Origin of the sequence: Streptomyces sp. CB02366 (assembly GCF_001905905.1) — a bacterium.
In the GTDB taxonomy this organism is placed as follows: domain Bacteria; phylum Actinomycetota; class Actinomycetes; order Streptomycetales; family Streptomycetaceae; genus Streptomyces.
Map to the genome: position 1 here is coordinate 690,200 of NZ_LIVT01000003.1, position 16,303 is coordinate 706,502.

Consider the following 16,303-nt stretch of genomic DNA (forward strand, 5'->3'; position numbering starts at 1 on the left):
GGACGCTCTATGGCCCTATCCGCCCTGCCTGCCGACGCGATCGTGCAGGCCGAGACCTACTACATGCCCCCGCCGCCCCGGCGCGGGCAGCCCGCACAGGACTGGTCGCAGGTCCCCGGCGCCGAGCTGATCTACCGGTGGGCCGAGACCCGACTCAACCGCCGGGTGCCCGTACCCACCGAGACAGTCCCCGACCACCCCGGGCTGTACGCCCGGATCGACGACGGACGGTGGATCGGAATCTGCGACGCCTGCGACTCCGTGTGGATCGTGTCCGTGAAGGACCCCCGGTTCGGGTGCGTGGAGTGCCGCCGGGACTGGGTGCCGCTGATCGTGCCGGACGACATCGCGGGCGCGGAGGCGGAAGCGCTCGCGCTCCAGCGCCGGTTCTGGTGGCACCCGGAGGACCCGGCGAACCCGAACATCCCGGAACCGCCGATCGAGCCGCCGACGGAACCTGCCCCGGAGGAGCCGCAGCCGTGACGTTCACCCCACGCAACTGGGCAGCCGGTGAGGTCGTCACCGCCGCCCTGCTGAACCAGGAGATCCGCGACCAGCTCAACAGCATGTTCGACGCGTGGACCCCGTACACCCCGACCTGGTCCGGGGCGACGACGAACCCGGCGATCGGCAACGGCACGGTGACGGCACGGCACATGAAGTGGGGCCGGTCCTGCCGGGTGCGGTGGGACATCCTCATGGGGTCGACCACCACCTACGGGTCCGGCGGCTGGTCACTGTCCCTGCCGTTCCCGGCGCACGCCACGGGGAACCAGTCGGGGACGATGCACGCGTTCCAGTCCGGGCGGGTCGACGGGCAGATCGCCGTATCCCCAGGGGCGTCGGTCGGACTCGTGTTCTTCCCGACGTCCGGCTCCCCGGCGAACTTGTCGTGGGCCAGCTCGTCGGTGCCCTTCACCTGGGCGGCCGGCGGGCGCCTGTTCGGCTACCTGGAGTACGAGACCGCCAGCTGACCTACCCCTGAACTCGCCCCGCCCCGCGCCGCCCGGCCCGGGGCTTCTGCATGTCTGGAGACCTGATGGCCGCACCACTGTCCGCTGCCGCGTTCCTCGCGGCCTTGCGCGCCGAGGGCGTGAAGGTCGTGGAGACGACCGGATGGCGCACCCACAACCGCAACAGCAAGGGGGCGTGGGGCCCGGTCCACGGGGTGATGATCCACCACACCGTGACCAAGGGCACCGCGTCCACCGTCGCCCTGTGCCGCAACGGCCACTCCGCCCTTCCCGGGCCGCTGTGCCACGGCGTCATCGCGAAGGACGGGACCGTGCACCTCGTCGGGTACGGGCGGGCGAACCACGCGGGCTTGGGCGACGACGACGTGCTGAAGGCCGTCGTCGCGGAGAAGCCGCTGCCCGCGGACAACGAGGCGAACACCGACGGCAACGCCCGGTTTTACGGGTTCGAGTGCGAGAACCTCGGCGACGGCAAGGACCCGTGGCCGGCCGTGCAGCGTGAGGCGGTCGTCCGCGCGTCGGCCGCCGTGCTCCGCGCCCACAAGTGGGGCAAGGACGGGACCACCTCGGTGATCGGTCACGCGGAGTGGCAGCCGGGGAAGGTCGATCCGCGCGGCCTTCCCGGCGGCATGGACGCCATCCGGAAGGACGTGGCCGAGCGGCTGAAGCACCCGGCGAACTGGTCTCCGAAGCCGCCGTCCCCGCCGAAGCCCCCGGCGCCGAAGCCGCCGACCACAGACGAGCGGATTACCGCTCTGGAGAAGCGCATGACCGCGCTGGAGAAGAGGACCCCATGACCAGAATCAGCACCGCCGCGAAATCCCTCGTCGCGGCTCTGTCCGCCGGGGCCGCAGCCGCGGTCACCGCCGTGCAGGACCAGGTCGTCACGAGCGGGGAGACGGTGACGATCGTCCTCGCCGTCCTCGGCGCCCTCGGGATCACCTACGCCGTCCCCAACCGGCCGGCCGAGCCGGACCGGGCCACCCCCGGCCGAGGGCTCTGATGGCGCGGGCCGCGTCCGCCCTGTGGGCGCACCTGGGCTGGCGCGGCCTCGCCCTCGCCGGGCCCGGCGCCTGCTGGATCGTCGTCGGTCTCGGCCTGCTCTTCACCGACCGCCCGGCCGTCCGGCAGGGGGCGGGCCCGCTCATCGACCTGATGTGCATCGAGGCGTGGGGCGGGGTGTGGATCGGGTGCGGCGTCCTCGGCCTCGTCGCGGGGGTGCTGCGTCCGGGCCGGGACGTGTGGGGGTTCGCCGCGATCGTCGGCCCCCCGGCCTGGTGGGCTCTGTCCTTCGGGGCGGCGGCGTTGGTGGGCCGGTACGCACCGGGCTGGGCGACGGTCCCGGTGTACCTGGCGATCGTCCTGCTGCTGGGCATCATCGCTGCGCTGACGGGGGGTCGCAGGCGTATCTGTACGTGTGAGAGAGGGGGCCACGGTGGGCGGTGACGAGACGGTGCTCGGTGTGGTGATCGCGGTGGTGGGCGGGATCTGCTCGGTGTTGGTCGCGAGGATCAGCACGCCGCGCGAGCGCCCGGTCCCACCTGCTGCTGCGGCGGAGGCGGACGAGCTGCCGCCGCCGGGGTTGCAGGTGTCCCCGGAGATCTGGCAGTACGTCTCTCGGCGCTTCGATCGGCTGGAGGCAGACGTCGCCCACCTGACCGCCGTGGTCGAGACGAAGAAGGTCGAGGTGTCCGCGCTGGAGCGGCTGCTGCGGCAGGCGATGCGGATCATCCGGCGTGCGAACCGGCGTCTCGCCGCCGTGCACGAGACGCCCGAGGAGATCCCCCGCGAGCTGGTCCCCTACAGCATCGAGTAACCCGGCCCCCGCCGTCCCTTCACCGGGCGGTGGGGGCCTTTCGTCATGCCTGCGGTGGCCGCACGAAGAGGAGGCTCCAACTGCGCTGAAGCCCTTCCCCTTCGACTTGCCGGCTCTGAAGCCGCCACCCGATGGACTCAACACGGCCTATCGCGGCTGCAACGTCAGCGTCCCGGTTCCGTGGTGACGGCGACGGAAAGAACCGGTTCGCGAACACCGCATCACCTCGCTCCCAGGCTTCGACGGCGAGGTCGTCAATGCCCTTGAGCGCGATCTTCTTCAGCAGCTTCTTCAACATCCCCGAAGCGTAGGAGGGTTCTTCCGAGCTTCCACCCGTTTCGGTCCAACTGCCGGGCGGGTCAGCCGAGGGAATCGATGGCCTTCACGATCAGGGCCCGCGCTGCTGCGCCGTACACCGCGGTCTGCCGCAGCTCCTCAAACGCCTTCGCGTACAAGGCGATCTCACTGGGTTGGGTGATGCGGACCCGAGCCGAGACCAGTTCGACGGAGACAAGCGAGTTGTCGTAGACGTGGAACGTCTCGCGCGGCCACTGCGCGCGGTGCGCGGCCGTGGGGATGATGCCGAGCGACACCGCTGGCAGGGCCCCGGCGGTGAGGAGGTGGCCGAGCTGGGCCGCCATCGCGTCGGCGTCGCCGATCCGGTAGTGGAGTACGGCCTCCTCGATGAGAAGGACGAAGCGGTGGCCCCGCTCGTGGATGATGCGGGAGCGTTCGACCCGGGCGCGGGCGGCTTCGGCGCTGTCGTCGATGGGCAGTTCGCGGAAGCGGGCGCTCATCGCGAGGACGACGGCCGCGTACCCCTCGGTCTGGAGGAGGCCGGGAACGAGCGAGGAGGAGTAGACGCGGAACAGTTCGGTCTGCCGGAAGAAGGCGATGGAGCTGTTCTGTAGCTGGGCGAGCCCGTGGCGGACCTGGTGGCGCCACTCGGTGTACATGGATTCGGCGTGCAGCGACTGGGCGATGAGGTCTTCGGCGAGGGCTTCCGCGCCGGCGGTGCGGCACCAGCGGCGGATGTCGCCTGCGGAGGGGGCGGTGCGGGCGTTCTCGATGCGGGAGGTCTTGGCGTGGTGCCAGCCGCACCCGGCGGCCAGCTCGGTGACCGTGAGCCCGGCTCCTTTGCGGAGGTCGCGCAGCCGTCCTGCAACGAGTTCACGCGCGGCCTGGGCCGAGGAGGAGGGGGAGGTGGTCATGTGCTGGCCTGTCCGGGTGCGGTCGTCAGCGGATGTCGTACTGGTCGTGCGGTATGCCGCGGTCCCATACGGCTTCGAACGCCTCGCCGCACAGCTTCACTGCTGACGGGTCGGTGGTGTGCTCGGGGCCTTGGGAGGAGCCGTCACCGGCGAAGTGGTTCCACCGGACGAGGCGGTCGTCGAACAGCCAGAAGTCGTTGCCGGGCAGGGCGATGTCGGAAGCGCGGCGGCGGGGCAGCCACCGCACCTGTTCACCGGCCGCGATGTTCGTGAAGGTGCCGGAGTGCTCGTAACGGATGTACTCGCTGACGGGCTCGGACACGATGCGGGCCCGGCGGATGGCGACGCCGCGGCCTACGGTCTCGGCGACCAGGTCGAGCCAGGGCCGCCACCAGGACGCGCGGTTCGCGGGGTCGTGGCGGAAGCCGGCCCGCCATTCAGCGAACGGGCCCTTCTCCTTGTCGACGGAGTAGACGTCCCTCATCTCCAGGTGGACGGCGGACCGTTCGCACTGGGCCAGCAGGTCAGCGAACGCCGTCGGAACGTTCGAGGGCATCGCACGCCTCCCTGATCATGTCCACCATCCTGGCGGGGATGCGGACCACGGCTTCGGTGTCGGGGATTCCTACGGCGTGCCCAGGGAGTTCGAGGGCAGCACACTCGGCTTCGAGTTCGGGGCTGGGCTTCCACCCCTGGAAGACGAGCTCCCCTTTCTCCTGGTCGATCCACACGGTCGGACTCTCGTCGTCGCCGGTCTGCGGGTCGATTCCGATGAACTGTAACGACATGGGCTTCCTCCGGCTGGGTGGTGTGCAGTTGTGTGCACCACGGTCTGGCACGAAGTGGGGCTGGTCAAGGGGGCGTTGTGGTGGTTACCCCCGGAAGGGTGGGTGTGCGCACAGATCTGCACACGGCTGGCGTGCGTGCACAGCTGGTCCCTACGGTCTGGCGTATCTCACCGACTGCGACGGGGGGCATACCCGTGATGACGATCAAGGTGTACGAGGTGAATCGCGAGGGGGTCACCCGCGTGATCCGGCCGGAGGCCGAAGTGGTCCCCCTCGAACAGGCCGAGGAAACTCACCGGTTCCCTGCCTGCGAATGCCCCGAGTGCCACGGCGGTACGCCGTGAAGACGACGTCCTCGGGGGACACCGAGTACCGGGCGCTCCTCGGCCACACGATCAGTTGCCCGACGTGCCGTACCGACCGTCCGTGCGAGACCGCTGCCCGGCTCCGCGCAGCTGTCCGCCGGGTGCGCCGCAGCTGACTCCCGCCCCGGCCGCCCACTCCCTGGCAGGACCGCGACCGGGACGGGCCACCACCCATCCCAGCAGGACGGAGGCACCACCATGCGTACCACCGACACCCAGCCCGGAACACCCTGCGGGCGGCACCGATGACGATCGCTTTGTCGGAGACCGACGTCCGCGTCTGTGAGGCTTGTTGGAGCAGTCCGGTCACCAGCTCCCGGCCCGCCGCCGGCGGGCAACGTGACCTTCTGTGCGGCGACTGCGCCGACGCCAACGCCCCGCGGCGCGTCGACCTGTTCCCGCCCCTCGGGATCTACGGGCTGAGCGCTCGGCGGATCGAGATGGGGAAGCACGGCAGCGGCTCCCCGAAGATGCCGCCCGACCCCGGCCCGCCTCTTCCGAACCCGCCGCCGACCCCGACACCGGGCCAGCCCCCGGTGTAACCCGACTCCGTCCGGCACTCGTCGGCGGCCGGACGGCCTGAGCAGCCCCTGCCTCTCGCGCGGCAGGGGCTGCTTCGTGTGCTCTCACGGCAACGTGCGCTTCCTGCGCCGTGCCTGCGCGGAGAGGAGCCCCATCCTGCTGAAGTGCGCCTTCCGCAGAGATTCGGCGGCTGCGGCGACCTGGGCCTCCGTGGCCCCGGGGTGCTTCTGCCTGGCCTCCTCTTCGAACTTACTCTCGGCGGCTCGCCGGGCGCCTGCCGTCCGCGCCGTTCGGTCGGTGGTGTTGGCCCAGCTCTGGTGGGCTCCAAGGCGGGCTCGCAGGGCACGTTCGGTCGGGTCCACTGGGCGATCCTCCTTGTCGGCTGTCTGGCCCGTCGTCTTGCCCGCTGGTCGCCGACAGCAAGCGTTCAGGGTCCCGCCGCCCGTTCAATCCCCACCTTCGAGTGGAGCAGGGAAGGCATCGGCGAGGAAGGCTCCGCCCATGGAGACGCCAGAAAAGCCGCAGCCCCACTTCATGACGACGCGGGAAGTCGCGTCGCTGATCCGCAAGACGCCGGGTGCCGTGCGCCAGATGCGGCACAGGGGCATCGGCCCGAAGCGGGGACGCAGGGTCGGCAGAGACACGCTCTACCCCCGCGCCGCGGTCATGGAGTGGCTCGACACGCTGGAGCAGGCCGACCCGCTGGCGAGGCGGTAGCGGTGATCGCATCATGATCGTTTGCACTTCGATGGAGCTTGGGTGGAGCACCTGTCCGAAATGAACCCGAACAAGCAGCGGCCCCAGACCAGAGAAACGCTCTGACCTGGGGCGGAGGGGTAGGCCGTGTGGGACTCGAACCCACAACCAACGGATTAAAAGTCCGCTGCTCTGACCAATTGAGCTAACGGCCCCTGTGACGTCACCCCCCGAGCATAGCCCGCCCCGCCCCGGCAGCCGATCCGGTATCGGTCTTGGGCCCGTCGCACCCCTTCCGGAGGCCGGCGCGAGGGGGTGGAACGGCAACAGGGCCCGTACGGCACCGAGTCGGTTCGGTGGCGTACGGGCCCTGCCGGTCTGTCAGGCGGACCTGCTCGGCCGAAGGACGGCCGGGCGGGGGTCAGCCGTTGCGCTTCCAGCGCGGCTTGTCGTCGCGGCGGCCGAAGGAACCGGTGTTGGTGCCGGTGTTGGCGCCGCGGTGGTCGTCACGACGTCCGGTCGGGCGGTCGCCGCCGCCGGAGCGGAAGCCGCCGGCGGGACGGTCGTCACGACGGTCGCGGTTGAACGGGCGGTCGCTGCCGCCGGAGCGGAAACCACCCGAGGGGCGGTCGTCGCGGCGGTCGCGGTTGAACGACGGGCGGTCGTTGTCCCGACGCTCGAAGGAGCGGCCACCACGGTCGTCACGGCGGTCGTTGCCACCGGAGCGGAAACCACCCGAGGGACGGTCGTCACGACGGTCGCGGTTGAACGACGGGCGGTCGTTGTCCCGACGCTCGAAGGAGCGGCCACCACGGTCGTCGCGGCGGTCGTTGCCACCGGAGCGGAAACCACCCGAGGGACGGTCGTCACGACGGTCGCGGAACGACGGGCGGTCGTTGTCCCGACGCTCGAAGGAGCGGCCACCACGGTCGTCACGGCGGTCGTTGCCACCGGAGCGGAAACCACCCGAGGGACGGTCGTTGCCACCGCGGTAGCCGCCGCGGTCGCCGCCGCGGTTGTCGCGGCGCTCGTAGTTGCCCCGCTCGTCGCGGCGCTGCTCGTCGCGGGCGGCCGGCTGCTCGGGGACGGAGACGGCTGCCACGAGGGCGGCCTCCGCCTCGGCGGCCACCTCGGCCACCGCGGCCTCCGGGTCCTCGCCCCGCTCGCGCGCGGCACGGGCCACCAGGCGGTCGGCCTCCTCGCGCAGCTCGACGGCACGGCGCTGGACCCGCTCCAGCTGCTTCGTCAGGTCGGCGGCCTCGCGCTCGGCCTGCTTGGCGGCGTTGTTCGCGGAGTCGGCCTGGACCTCGGTGAGCGAACGGGCGCCGGTGATCTCGGCGACCTCCGGCTCGAAGACGCCCGCGCCCTGGACGATGTGGCGCGAGGCGTCGACGCCCGCGTCCTCCATCAGGCGGAAGATCTGGCGGCGCTGGTGCGGGAGCGCCAGCGAGACGACGACACCGGACTTGCCGGCACGGGCGGTACGGCCCGAGCGGTGCAGGTAGTCCTTGTGGTCGCCGGCCGGGTCCACGTTCAGGACCAGGTCGATGCCGTCGACGTGGATGCCTCGGGCGGCCACGTCGGTCGCGACGAGCGCGTTGACGTAGCCCTTCTTGAAGTCCTCCAGGACCCGCGTACGGGCGCCCTGGGTCATGCCGCCGTGCAGCGCGTCGGCCTTCACGCCGGACTCGATGAGCTGCTCGGCGATGCGGTCGGCGCCCAGCTGGGTGCGGACGAAGATGATCGTGCGGCCCTTGCGGGCGGCGATGGCGGCCGTGACCGGCGCCTTGTCCTTCGGCTTCACGACGAGGACGTGGTGCGACATGGTCGTGACGTTGCCCTGGGCGCTGTCGACCTCGTGCGTGACCGGGTTGGAGAGGTAGCGCTTGACCAGCGTGCCGATCTCGTTCTCCATGGTGGCGGAGAAGAGCATCCGCTGACCGCCGGCCGGGACCTGGTCGAGCAGCTCGGTGACCTCGGGCAGGAAGCCCAGGTCCGACATCTGGTCGGCCTCGTCGAGGACGGCGACCTGGACGTCCTCCAGGGAGCAGGCGCCGCGGGTGATGATGTCGCGCAGGCGGCCCGGGGTGGCGACGAGGACGTCGACACCGCGCTCCAGGGCGTAGATCTGGTTGCCCATCGACGTACCGCCGCAGACGACCTTCATCTTGAGGCCGAGTACGTCGCCGTACGGCTGCAGCGCGTCCGCGACCTGCATCGCCAGCTCACGGGTCGGGGTGAGGATGACCGCGCGGGGCTTCTTCTTCTCGGTGCGGCCGCCGGCCAGCGCGGCCAGCGTCGGCAGACCGAAGGAGAGCGTCTTGCCGGAGCCCGTACGGCCACGGCCCAGGATGTCCTTGCCGGCCAGGGCGTCCGGGATGGTCGCCGCCTGGATCGGGAAGGGGGCGGTCACGCCGTTCTGCGCGAGCTTGCGGACGATGCCCTCGGGCAGGCCCAGGTCACCGAAGGTGAGGGTCGGCTCGGCGTCGGCGTCCTCCTCGGCAGCCGCCTCGGGGGCCGCGGCGGCCTGCGGGGCGTCGGCCTTCTCGGCGTCCTGCTGGTCGGCCTGGTCGGCGACGAAGTCCGCGACGGACTTCTCGGCCGCCGGGGCCTTCTCGTCGGCGGGGGTCTTCTCGGCGGCCGGGGCGGTCGTACCGGCGGGAGCCTCGGTCACGGCGGACTCGACCAGCTCGGCGAGCTCGGCGCTGTCGACGTTCTCGGGCATGACGGTGCGGTCAGAACTGGAAATTGACATGCGAAATGCGAAACCTTCCGGAGTCTCGGCACGCGCCCATAACTCCGTGATTCGCAATTTCGACCGCCTCAATGCGGTCCAGCCACGGCAAGGGAGAGTACGCGCCACACGGCGCTCTTCTGTGTCGGCGCCGGGCAATGGGATCAAACGATCTACCACCATACGCACTCTCACCCACATTGCGCAAACCCGGCGGGGAGATCCCTCGGCTACACCGGCCCCACCTGCGGCGATGCCTCCGGAGTCCGGAGCGGGCGGACGACCTCCCGGCCGCTCAGCGCATGCGCCCGGAACTGCGCGGCGGGCGAGGTCGAGGGCGACGGTTCCGGCGGGTCGGTGGGCTCCGGGTCGGGCTCCGGGTCCGGGGTGGGCGACGGCGGGACCGGCGGCTCCGGGACGGTCGGCGGCGGCTCGCCCGGCCCCGGGGTCGAGGGCGTCGGCGTCGGCGTCAGGGCCCCGGCGCCCCGGGTGGGGTCCGGGGCCGCCGGTTCGGGGTGCGGGCCCGCGGGGGCGGTCTCGGGCGCCGTGTCGGAGGCGCCCGGGCGCGGGGTGGCGCCGGGGACGGCCCGGTCCGAGTGGGGGTGGGCGTCCCCGCCGCGCCTTCCGGCCCGCCCGGGGTCGGGGACCGTGTCCGCGGCGGGGTCGGCGTCGGCCCCCTGGGGCCCGGCGGACCGGGAGGGGCCCGGCGCCCCGGCGTCGTTCTCGCCGACGCTCATACAGCCGGTGGAGGCGGCGATCGTCAGCGCGGTGGCGGCTGCCCAGCGGACGGGGGCGGACAACTGGCGCACGGGGGGCACCTCCGGGACGAGGGGGCGGGGGCGTGGGTGGAGCGCGACGCCCGGACCGGACCGGGGCGCCGAACCGGGCGCACCGTGGTGGGCGCCGGAACGGAGACCGGGGTGACCGGAACGGAAACCGGCGGCGACCGGCCCGGCGTCGTACCGTGCCCAACTCCCCCGACCCCGCCGGAGACACGCCCGAAACCTCGCCCGCCCCCGCGACGCCCGCCCGAGCCACCCCGTACGCCGGCCGCCCGCACCGTCCCGAGGCCCCGTGAGACCTGCCCGAGCCGCCTCCGTACGCCGGCCCTACCCCCGGAACCCGCTCGCCAGTTCCACCCCCAGGAACACCGCGCCCAGGCCCGCCGGCAGGGAGACCAGCACGTTGGCCGCGGCCAGGAAGGGGCGGCCCGTCTCGGCTAGCCGGAGGGTTTCGTAGGAGAACGTCGAGTAGGTGGTCAGCGCCCCGCACAGGCCCGTCGCCAGGAGGGCGTGCACCGGGGAGGAGACCGCGGCGCCGGTCAGCACGCCCAGCAGCAGGCTGCCCGCGATGTTCGCCGTGAAGGTGCCCCAGGGGAAGGCGCCCGGGGCGTCCGGCCCCTGGCGCGCCCGCACCGCGCGGTCCGTCAGGTAGCGCAGGGGCGCGCCCACCGCCCCGCCGAGCGCCACCAGCAGCCAGGTCACGCCGCCCACCTCCCGCCCCGGCGGGCCCGCCCATCCCGGGCGCTCCGGGGGTTCCGAGGACCCCGTCCATCCCGGGCACCCCGGTGGCCCCGCAGATCCCGCACACCCTGTGGGCCCCGCGCGTCCCCCACACCCCGAGCGCCCCAGCGGCCCCGCACGCTCGGGAGGCCCCGCCCGTCCCGCCCGCCCCGCATGTCCTGTCCGCCCTGCACGTCCCACCCGTCCCGCATATTCCCGCGGCCCCCCACGTCCCGTAGATCCCACCCGTCCCGCGTACCCCGGGCCGACCGGGTCACGTCGTCCGACCCGGCGGCGGACCCGCCGCCCGCGCGCCGCGGTCCAGCGCGGCCCGGGTCGCGACGGCCGCCGCCCACACCGCGCCGAGCGCGGTCACCGCCGTCGCCACCGCGTACGCCATCGCCACCGCGACCTCCTGACGGGCCAGCAGGCCCCAGGCGTCCGCCGCGTACGTGGAGAAGGTCGTGTAGCCGCCGAGCACCCCGACCCCGAGGAAGGGCCGCACCAGCGGGCGGGTGATCCGGCCGCGCTCGACGGTCAGCACCATCAGCACCCCGATCAGGGCGCAGCCGCTCACGTTGACCACGAACACCGTCCACGGGAAGCCGCCCGCGCCGGGCCACAGCACCAGCGCCCCGTACCGGGCGAGCGCCCCGAGCGCTCCGCCGGCCGCGACCGCCGCCAGCACCCGGCCCTGCGGTGCGGTGGGCGGGCCGGGCCGCGGCTCCTGCTCGCTCATCCGTAGCCCAGGGCGTGCAACCGCTCGTCGTCGATGCCGAAGTGGTGGGCGATCTCGTGGACCACGGTGATCTCCGTCTCCGCGACGACGTCCTCCTGCGTCTCGCACATCCGCAGGGTCGGGCCCCGGTAGACGGTGATCCGGTCCGGCAGCACCCCCGCGTACCACTCGCCGCGCTCGGTGAGCGGCGTGCCCTCGTAGAGCCCGAGCAGGTCGGGGTCGCCGGGGTCCGGCTCGTCCTCGACGAACACCGCCACGTTGTCCATCAGCCGCGTCAACTCCGGCGGGATGCGGTCCAGAGCCTGGCTCACCAGCTCTTCGAACTGTTCGCGCGTCATCTCCAGCACCCGGCCATTGTCCCGTACCGGGGCGGCGGACGGCCTGTACGCGTCGGCGCCCCGTCGCCCCGTTCCGCCCCGCCGCCCGGCATGACGGAGGCCGTACCGGGGCATACGCGCCCAATGGTCCGCGTCCCGTTCCGTGCCGCAGCCGACCGCGTCCGGCACCGCCTCAGCCAGCTCGTCCGCACGAAGTCCACCGGCCCCGGGCCCGACAGCCCGAAGGCCGACCGCCCGGAGGCCGACAGTGCGGGGCCCGGTGGCTCCGGACCGGGCGGGCGGCCGGAACGCGCCCCGAAGGACCCCCGGGCGCCGCGCGGCGGCGGGGCGGCCCCCGCCCGCCGCCGCGCCCTCCGTGCGCTCGGCATGCTGGCCGTGGTCGTGCTGGGGGCCTGGCTGGGGCTGCTCGCCGTGGGCAGCGTCCGTACGCCGGTCGGCCCCATGGACACCAACATGACGCTGCGCCCCTCCCTCACCGGCGGCAGCAAGATCAACATTTCCCCGCTCGGCGCGCTGGAGCTGGATTCGCACATCGCGCCGCTCCGGCTCGATGTGGACGTGGACCGCCTCGATCCCGAGCGGTCCCAGACCCTGATCGACCAGCCGGAACGGTTCTCCAACCTCCAGGAGGAGGTCACCCGGGACGTCGCCTCCGGCACCCGGGAGCTGGCCGTGCGCTCCTGCGTCGCCGTCGTCTCCGGAGCGGTCGCGCTCGGCCTCGTCGTCTACCGCCGCCCCCGCCGCGCCCTGGCCGCCGGCGGGCTCGCCCTCGCCCTGCTGGCCGCCTCGGGCGTGAGCGCGTACGCCACCTGGAACCCGAAGTCCGTCCTGGAGCCGAAGTTCTCCGGGCTGCTCTCCAGCGCCCCGTCCCTGGTCGGCGACGCCCGCTCCATCGTCACCGAGTTCGACCTCTACCAGCGGGAACTGGCCCGTCTGGTCACCAACGTCACCAAGCTGTACGACGCGACCTCCACGCTGCCCGTCTACCAGCCCGACCCCGGCACCATCCGGGTCCTGCACGTCTCCGACATCCACCTGAACCCGGCCGCGTGGCACATCATCGCCTCGCTCGTCGAGCAGTACGAGATCGACGTCATCGTCGACTCCGGCGACACCATGGACCACGGCTCCGCCGCGGAGAACGGCTTCCTCGACCCGATCCGCGACCTCGGCGCGCCATACGTGTGGGTGCGCGGCAACCACGACTCCCCCGTCACCCAGGCGTACCTGAAGAAGTTCGAGAACGTCCACGTGCTCGACGACGGCGCGGCGGTGAACGTGGGCGGCCTGCGGATCGCGGGCACCGGCGACGTCTCCTTCACCCCGGACCGGACCGGCCCCGGCGGCAACAAGGGGGCCGCCCGGCTGGAGGGCATGCGCCTGGCCTCCGCGCTGCGCGACCAGGAGCGCGCCGGCGCCCCGGCCGACATCGCCGTCGCCCATGACCCGAACACCGCCCGCGAGACCGACGGCACGGTCCCGCTGGTGCTCTCCGGCCACTACCACCGCCGGATCAACGAGCAGTTGAAGCTCGGCACCCGGCTGAAGGTCGAGGGCTCCACGGGCGGCGGCGGGCTGCGCGCCGTGCAGAACGAGAAGCCCGAGAAGGTGCACGCCTCGGTGCTCTACATGGACCGCTCGACCCGCCGGCTCCAGGCGTGGGACGAGATCACCCTGGGCGGTCTCGGGCTGACGACCGCCGAGGTCGGCCGCCATCTCCCGGAGGAGAACCTCAAGCAGGGCGGCCCCTCCTCCCCCGCCCCGTCGCCGTCCTCCTCGTCCTCCTCGCCCTCCTCGGGAGCCTCGCCGGGCCGCCCCGCAGCGCGCCCCACCCCCTCGCCGTAAACCGTTTTGGCGATAGCTCCACCCATCCCATATGCTTCTCACGTCCCCGACGCGCTGCAAAGCGAACCGGCGGGCCAATAGCCCTCATCGTCTAGTGGCCCAGGACGCCGCCCTTTCAAGGCGGTAGCACGGGTTCGAATCCCGTTGGGGGCACGTTTCACCGTGTGCGAGACTTGTTTCGCACATTGCTTGGTCCTGTGGAGCAGTTTGGAGTGCTCGCCACCCTGTCAAGGTGGAGGCCGCGGGTTCAAATCCCGTCAGGACCGCTTGCAGTCGCGTCAGCGGCTGCGTGGCTGGGTAGCTCAGTTGGTACGAGCGATCGCCTGAAAAGCGATAGGTCGCCGGTTCGATCCCGGCCCCAGCCACCTCTCGAAGGCCCCGTCCGACGGACGGGGCCTTCGCCGTGTCACACCTTCCCGGCCTCCTCAGCCTCCTCGGGCTCTTCGGCTCCCGCCTCGCGCGCTTCGTCCGCGCCGCGCCGCCGCCGCCCGATCCGTACGCCCAGGACCAGCAGCGCCAGCAGCACCGCCCCGGCCAGTGCGGCCAGGTCCGGCACCCGCTCGCCGAACCCCTGCGCCCACTGCTCGACCGCGAACGAGTCGTCCACCCCCAGCAGGCCGGGCAGCGCGGTCGTCCCGTCGTACACGAGGAACAGCGTGCCGAGCCCGATGAAGAACAGCCCCGACAGCAGCGACGTGGTGTGCAGCTCGAACCGGCCCAGGCGCACGGTCCGGCCGCGCAGCCAGGACCGGCGGCCGAGGTCGAAGCGTTCCCAGAGCAGGGCGAGGACGAACAGCGGGACCGCCATGCCGAGCGCGTACACCGCCAGCAGCAGCCCTCCGTAGACCGGGCTGCCGCTGACCGCCGCCACGGTCAGGACGCTGCCGAGGATCGGGCCCGCGCAGAAGCCGGCCAGGCCGTAGACCGCGCCGAGCGCGTAGACGGAGAACGCCGTGGTGGGGCGGATGCGCCCGCTGAGTTCGGCCATCCGCCGGGAGGCGAAGCCGAGGCCGACGATCTGCGCCGCGCCGAGCACGATGATCAGCCAGCCGGCGCCGGTGACGAGGGCGTCGCGGTGGCCGTAGAACAGCCGCCCGGCGTACGAACCGGCCGCGCCCAGCGGGACGAGGGTGGTGGCGAGCCCGGCGTAGAAGATGCCGGTACGGGCCAGCAGCCGGGAGGCGGAGTCGATGGAGTACGCGAAGAACGCCGGCAGCAGCAGCGCGCTGCACGGGCTGACCAGGGCGAGCAACCCCCCGAGGAACGCCGCGAAGTAGCCGATGTCCGCCGTCACTTGGCGGGCTCCCCGGCCTGGCCCGCCCCGGCCGCCTTCGCCTGCTCGGCGGCGGCCTCGATGGCGCGGGTGAACGTCTCCTCCGGCTGGGCGCCCGCGATGGGGCGGCCGTTGATCAGGAACGACGGCGTGGACGTGGCGCCGATCCCGTACCCCTGCTCCTGGTCCTTCTTGACCGCCGCACGGGCCGCGTCGCCGTCGAGGTCCTTCATGAACCGGTCCAGGTCCTTCACCCCGGCCTCCAGGGCGAGCCCCTTGATCCGGTCCTTGCCGAAGCCCTTCTCCTTCGCCCCCTCGGCGTAGGCGGCGCCGTGGAACTCCCAGAAGCGGTTCTGCTGCCCGGCGGCCCAGGCGGCCCGTGCCGCGTTCTCGGACTCCTCGCCGAAGATCGGGAAGTTGCGCCATTCGATGCGCAGCGTGCCGTCCTCCACGTACTTCTCGATCAGTTCCGGCTCGGTGTCCCGGGCGAACTTGCCGCAGTACCCGCACTTGAAGTCGGCGTACTCGATCAGGACGACCGGGGCGTCCGGGCGGCCGATGGCCAGCTTGTCGTCCGCGTCCCGGCGGGCGAGTTTCGCCAGCTCCGGGTAGACGCCCTCGGCCGGGTCGGCGGAGACCTCGGCGGCGGGGCCGGTGGCGGTGGTGTCGTCGGAGGACTTGTCGGGGGATGTGGCCCGGTAGGAGGCGAACCCGAGCAGTCCGGCGGCGACCACCACCACCGCGCCGTAGACGAGGGGCTTCTTCGACGCGGGAGCGGGCTTCTTGGACGCGGGCTTCGTGGAGGCGGGCTTCTTGGGCGTGGGCATGCGGCACTCCGTGCTGGTGCGGAAGGGAAGGCAAGGGAGAGGAGAGGCGGGGCGGGCCCGCCTACACCCGCAGCACGGAGAGTTCGACGGGCGTCGGGGTGTACGGGGCCGGGGCGCGGGCCCGGACCCCCGGCGGCGGCTCGGCCGAGGGCGCCCCCGTCGCGGCGGGCAGCCCCCAGGGAGCGAGGCCCGGCGCCTGGTCGTGGCCGCCCCGGGCGCGGGAGGGCACGGCGGGCTCACCGTCATGGTCGCGGAGCTTCCCGCAGCCGGGGACGGGGGCGTCCTCTGCCTCGGCCTCTGCCTCGGCCTCTGCCGGGACGCCGATGTCGGCGGCCCCGGGCGCGGAGGCCGGGGCGCCCGCCTCGACAGCCCCGGGCGGGGAAGCCGGGGCACTCGCCCCGCCGACGGCGAAGGCGGGGGCCGGACCCATCGGAGTCCGCGCGGCGGCGGCCCCGGGCGTGGAGGCCGCCCCGGCCGCCCGGCCCGCGTCCTGGGCCAGGACCCGCACGGCGGAAACGGCCCGTACACCGCCTTCGCCGGCGCCCCCGAAGGCCGCCGGCCCGCACAGCAGCCCCGCCACCACCGCGAGCAGCGCCGTCAGGCTCCACCACGGCGTACGGGACACGGGACCGGGCCTTTCTCGCGCGAGCGGCGGTGACGGGGCGTTCGACTG

22 protein-coding genes and 4 tRNA genes are annotated in these 16,303 nt (G+C 72.9%); 12 read left to right on the plus strand and 14 right to left on the minus strand.

Annotation, left to right across the window (positions count from 1 at the left end; all coding sequences use genetic code 11):
* Positions 1–9 precede the first annotated feature (9 nt).
* The 6 genes from AMK24_RS11705 (at position 10) to AMK24_RS11730 (ending at position 2,790) form a co-directional block, all read left to right on the plus strand.
* Positions 10–483, plus strand: coding sequence for a hypothetical protein (locus tag AMK24_RS11705; protein ID WP_073767856.1), 474 nt, complete (start codon positions 10–12; stop codon positions 481–483).
* On the plus strand, positions 480–974 hold the full coding sequence (locus AMK24_RS11710) for a hypothetical protein (protein ID WP_073767858.1): 495 nt from the start codon (positions 480–482) through the stop codon (positions 972–974). Before AMK24_RS11705 ends, AMK24_RS11710 begins: the two co-directional genes overlap by 4 nt.
* A gap of 65 nt (positions 975–1,039) precedes the next feature.
* On the plus strand, positions 1,040–1,771 hold the full coding sequence (locus tag AMK24_RS11715) for an N-acetylmuramoyl-L-alanine amidase (protein ID WP_073767861.1): 732 nt from the start codon (positions 1,040–1,042) through the stop codon (positions 1,769–1,771).
* Positions 1,768–1,977, plus strand: coding sequence for a hypothetical protein (locus tag AMK24_RS11720; protein WP_073767863.1), 210 nt, complete (start codon positions 1,768–1,770; stop codon positions 1,975–1,977). The genes AMK24_RS11715 and AMK24_RS11720 overlap by 4 nt, the downstream gene beginning before the upstream one ends.
* Entirely contained in the window at positions 1,977–2,420 is a 444-nt protein-coding gene (locus tag AMK24_RS11725; RefSeq protein WP_073767865.1) for a hypothetical protein, read from the plus strand. The genes AMK24_RS11720 and AMK24_RS11725 overlap by 1 nt, the downstream gene beginning before the upstream one ends.
* Positions 2,410–2,790 (plus strand): hypothetical protein, encoded by a 381-nt coding sequence (locus tag AMK24_RS11730; RefSeq protein WP_073767867.1) that lies wholly within the window; start codon positions 2,410–2,412, stop codon positions 2,788–2,790. Before AMK24_RS11725 ends, AMK24_RS11730 begins: the two co-directional genes overlap by 11 nt.
* A 43-nt stretch (positions 2,791–2,833) precedes the next feature.
* Here AMK24_RS11730 and AMK24_RS11735 read toward each other — a convergent pair whose 3' ends face one another.
* The 4 genes from AMK24_RS11735 to AMK24_RS11750 form a co-directional block, all read right to left on the minus strand.
* Entirely contained in the window at positions 2,834–3,088 is a 255-nt protein-coding gene (locus AMK24_RS11735; protein ID WP_073767869.1) for a hypothetical protein, read from the minus strand.
* A 61-nt stretch (positions 3,089–3,149) separates the two neighbouring features.
* A complete protein-coding gene (locus AMK24_RS11740) occupies positions 3,150–4,001 on the minus strand; it encodes a helix-turn-helix domain-containing protein (protein WP_073767871.1) in 852 nt (283 codons plus the stop codon).
* A 25-nt stretch (positions 4,002–4,026) separates the two neighbouring features.
* A complete protein-coding gene (locus AMK24_RS11745) occupies positions 4,027–4,557 on the minus strand; it encodes a DUF6879 family protein (protein ID WP_073767873.1) in 531 nt (176 codons plus the stop codon).
* Positions 4,526–4,789 (minus strand): hypothetical protein, encoded by a 264-nt coding sequence (locus AMK24_RS11750; protein ID WP_073767875.1) that lies wholly within the window; start codon positions 4,787–4,789, stop codon positions 4,526–4,528. Before AMK24_RS11750 ends, AMK24_RS11745 begins: the two co-directional genes overlap by 32 nt.
* A 610-nt stretch (positions 4,790–5,399) precedes the next feature.
* On the opposite strand from AMK24_RS11750, the gene AMK24_RS11760 reads away from it, so the two are divergent.
* A complete protein-coding gene (locus AMK24_RS11760) occupies positions 5,400–5,696 on the plus strand; it encodes a hypothetical protein (protein WP_073767879.1) in 297 nt (98 codons plus the stop codon).
* Between the two features lie 84 nt (positions 5,697–5,780).
* On the opposite strand, the gene AMK24_RS11765 is transcribed toward AMK24_RS11760, so the two are convergent.
* Positions 5,781–6,038, minus strand: a complete 258-nt coding sequence (locus AMK24_RS11765; RefSeq protein WP_079190487.1) for a hypothetical protein — start codon at positions 6,036–6,038, stop codon at positions 5,781–5,783.
* A gap of 139 nt (positions 6,039–6,177) precedes the next feature.
* Here AMK24_RS11765 and AMK24_RS11770 point away from each other — a divergent pair, with 139 nt between their 5' ends.
* On the plus strand, positions 6,178–6,393 hold the full coding sequence (locus AMK24_RS11770) for a helix-turn-helix domain-containing protein (RefSeq protein WP_079190488.1): 216 nt from the start codon (positions 6,178–6,180) through the stop codon (positions 6,391–6,393).
* 120 nt (positions 6,394–6,513) lie between these two features.
* Here AMK24_RS11770 and AMK24_RS11775 read toward each other — a convergent pair.
* The 6 genes from AMK24_RS11775 to AMK24_RS11800 form a co-directional block, all read right to left on the minus strand.
* Positions 6,514–6,587, minus strand: a tRNA-Lys gene (locus tag AMK24_RS11775).
* Between the two features lie 206 nt (positions 6,588–6,793).
* Positions 6,794–9,097: a DEAD/DEAH box helicase gene (locus tag AMK24_RS11780; RefSeq protein ID WP_073767881.1), complete on the minus strand. Its 2,304-nt coding sequence runs from the start codon at positions 9,095–9,097 to the stop codon at positions 6,794–6,796.
* A gap of 239 nt (positions 9,098–9,336) precedes the next feature.
* On the minus strand, positions 9,337–9,915 hold the full coding sequence (locus tag AMK24_RS33670; RefSeq protein ID WP_073767883.1) for a hypothetical protein: 579 nt from the start codon (positions 9,913–9,915) through the stop codon (positions 9,337–9,339).
* A 300-nt stretch (positions 9,916–10,215) separates the two neighbouring features.
* Positions 10,216–10,590 (minus strand): fluoride efflux transporter CrcB, encoded by a 375-nt coding sequence (gene crcB, locus AMK24_RS11790; protein ID WP_073768791.1) that lies wholly within the window; start codon positions 10,588–10,590, stop codon positions 10,216–10,218.
* Positions 10,591–10,882: 292 nt separating this feature from the next.
* Positions 10,883–11,347 carry a fluoride efflux transporter FluC gene (locus AMK24_RS11795; protein ID WP_073767885.1) on the minus strand — a complete coding sequence of 155 codons (465 nt, stop codon included), beginning with the start codon at positions 11,345–11,347 and terminating at the stop codon, positions 10,883–10,885.
* Positions 11,344–11,694 (minus strand): metallopeptidase family protein, encoded by a 351-nt coding sequence (locus AMK24_RS11800; RefSeq protein ID WP_199876418.1) that lies wholly within the window; start codon positions 11,692–11,694, stop codon positions 11,344–11,346. The genes AMK24_RS11795 and AMK24_RS11800 overlap by 4 nt, the downstream gene beginning before the upstream one ends.
* 114 nt (positions 11,695–11,808) lie before the next feature.
* Between AMK24_RS11800 and AMK24_RS11805 the strand changes: the two genes are divergently transcribed.
* The 4 genes from AMK24_RS11805 (at position 11,809) to AMK24_RS11820 (ending at position 13,895) form a co-directional block, all read left to right on the plus strand.
* Positions 11,809–13,530: a metallophosphoesterase family protein gene (locus tag AMK24_RS11805; RefSeq protein WP_073767887.1), complete on the plus strand. Its 1,722-nt coding sequence runs from the start codon at positions 11,809–11,811 to the stop codon at positions 13,528–13,530.
* 80 nt (positions 13,531–13,610) lie between these two features.
* Positions 13,611–13,683, plus strand: a tRNA-Glu gene (locus AMK24_RS11810).
* 38 nt (positions 13,684–13,721) lie between these two features.
* Positions 13,722–13,796 (plus strand) — tRNA-Asp (locus AMK24_RS11815).
* Positions 13,797–13,821: 25 nt separating this feature from the next.
* Positions 13,822–13,895: transfer RNA gene (locus AMK24_RS11820), tRNA-Phe, on the plus strand.
* 41 nt (positions 13,896–13,936) lie between these two features.
* On the opposite strand, the gene AMK24_RS11825 is transcribed toward AMK24_RS11820, so the two are convergent.
* The 3 genes from AMK24_RS11825 to AMK24_RS11835 form a co-directional block, all read right to left on the minus strand.
* Positions 13,937–14,824, minus strand: a complete 888-nt coding sequence (locus AMK24_RS11825) for a cytochrome c biogenesis CcdA family protein (RefSeq protein ID WP_073767889.1) — start codon at positions 14,822–14,824, stop codon at positions 13,937–13,939.
* Positions 14,821–15,630, minus strand: a complete 810-nt coding sequence (locus tag AMK24_RS11830) for a DsbA family protein (protein ID WP_073767891.1) — start codon at positions 15,628–15,630, stop codon at positions 14,821–14,823. Before AMK24_RS11830 ends, AMK24_RS11825 begins: the two co-directional genes overlap by 4 nt.
* A 61-nt stretch (positions 15,631–15,691) precedes the next feature.
* The gene (locus AMK24_RS11835; RefSeq protein WP_073767893.1) at positions 15,692–16,255 is read right to left on the minus strand and encodes a hypothetical protein; all 564 of its coding nucleotides are present in this window, start codon (positions 16,253–16,255) and stop codon (positions 15,692–15,694) included.
* Between the last annotated feature and the right edge of the window lie 48 nt (positions 16,256–16,303).